The sequence below is a fragment of the Sulfuricurvum sp. RIFOXYD12_FULL_44_77 genome, assembly GCF_001830725.1.
GTDB classification, from domain to species: Bacteria; Campylobacterota; Campylobacteria; order Campylobacterales; family Sulfurimonadaceae; genus Sulfuricurvum; species Sulfuricurvum kujiense_A.
Map to the genome: position 1 here is coordinate 1 of NZ_MIBU01000123.1, position 1,564 is coordinate 1,564.

Annotated in this window: 3 protein-coding genes; all 3 read left to right on the forward strand. The window is 46.2% G+C overall.

Features of this window, described 5'->3' with window-relative positions:
* The coding region (locus tag A2517_RS05230; RefSeq protein WP_294894834.1) for a tetratricopeptide repeat protein at positions 1-892 on the forward strand (892 nt) is incomplete at its 5' end.
* Positions 867-1,304, forward strand: coding sequence for a ribonuclease HI (gene rnhA / locus A2517_RS05235; protein WP_294894836.1), 438 nt, complete (start codon positions 867-869; stop codon positions 1,302-1,304). The genes A2517_RS05230 and rnhA, both read left to right, overlap by 26 nt.
* Positions 1,301-1,564 (forward strand): ribonuclease III domain-containing protein (locus A2517_RS05240; RefSeq protein WP_294894838.1); only part of this gene is annotated, 264 nt, incomplete at its 3' end. The genes rnhA and A2517_RS05240, both read left to right, overlap by 4 nt.

The window sequence follows — 1,564 nt, forward strand, 5'->3', positions numbered from 1 at the left end:
CGAATCGATCGGCGAGGGGGAAAAACTTACCGAGCAAGTAGAGACCAACTCCCTCAGCTCCGAATCGTGGCTGTTGTTGGCACAAAGTTTCGAGCATCAGGGAAATTATGAGAAGAGCGTGGAGATCTATCACGCCCTCCTCGCCAAAAACCGTGATCCCATTTTCCAAAAAGATGCCCTATTGCTACTCGGAAAAAGCTTCTTTAAAGCGGGATTTTTAGAGCGTTCACGCCAAACATTCCTACAAATTTTACACAATGCACCCCGAACACCGCAGGCCTTACACTTTTTGGTACTCATTTATGAGCATCTTCAACAATATGATAAAGCCCTAGAAGTGATGGAATCGCTCCAAGAACTCTCTCCTGATACCATCAGTGAAAAACTTTATCTTGAATGTCGCATACTCATAGGAGATCATAAAATCGATATGGATGAGAAAGCCGATAGATTAATAAAAATCTACCAGACCCATCGCCACCTTGGATATATGATTTACGAGTGGCTTTTCACCTATCGCCCTATGCTGGCATGGAAACATTATGACCAATCACTCAGTGTCCGCCTCAGCGATATTCTATGGCGCCTCAGAGATGAAAATCTCGATTTGGATATAATTGCAAGCAACACCTATTTGCGTGAACTCTTTAGCGCAAAAGGGTCGCTTGAGCTGGCAGATGGGAGTTCGGTATTCGAACTTGATACCCTTATCGCCCTACGACGCTGCGGCGCGAATAAAGCCACATTGCAGTTTGAATATACGTGCGGTGAGTGTAACGTGATCTCGTTTTTGCCGTTTCACCGTTGCCCTCAATGCCATGCGATTGATTCGGTACACAGTATTATGAATCTTTCAAAGGAACGATTTGAAGAAAATAACTCTCTTCAGTGACGGCTCCGCACTGGGAAATCCGGGACCGGGCGGATTTGGAGCCATTTTGCGCTATGGCGATAAAGAGCGGATTATCCGTGGCGGAGAAGCGCATACGACAAATAATCGGATGGAACTCCTCGGAGTCATCGAAGGGCTTCGTGCGATCAAAGAGCCCTGCGAAGTGACCGTTATTTCGGATTCGAGTTATGTCATCAAAGGGATCAATGAATGGCTCCAAGGGTGGATTAACCGCAACTTTGCCAAAGTCAAAAATCCCGACCTCTGGCAAGAGTACATCCGCGTCTCCGCACAACACCGCATTGAAGGTGTTTGGGTACGGGGACATAACGGCCATATCGAAAACGAACAGTGCGACCAGATTGCCCGCGAAGAGGCGGAAAAATTTAAAGAAGGACTAAACAACAAATGAACAACTTAGAAGCCCTGCAAGAACGTTTAGGGTACACATTCCAAAACAAAGAGCTCCTTATTGAAGCGCTGACGCATAAAAGCTACAAACAGCCCTACAATAATGAGCGACTTGAGTTTTTGGGGGATGCGGTACTCGATTTGATCGTCGGTGAATACCTCTATAAAAAATTTCGCGCGTTCGATGAGGGAAAACTCTCCAAGATGCGCGCTTCTCTTGTTAACGAGGGGGGATTTACCTCTCTGGCTATCTATCTGAAA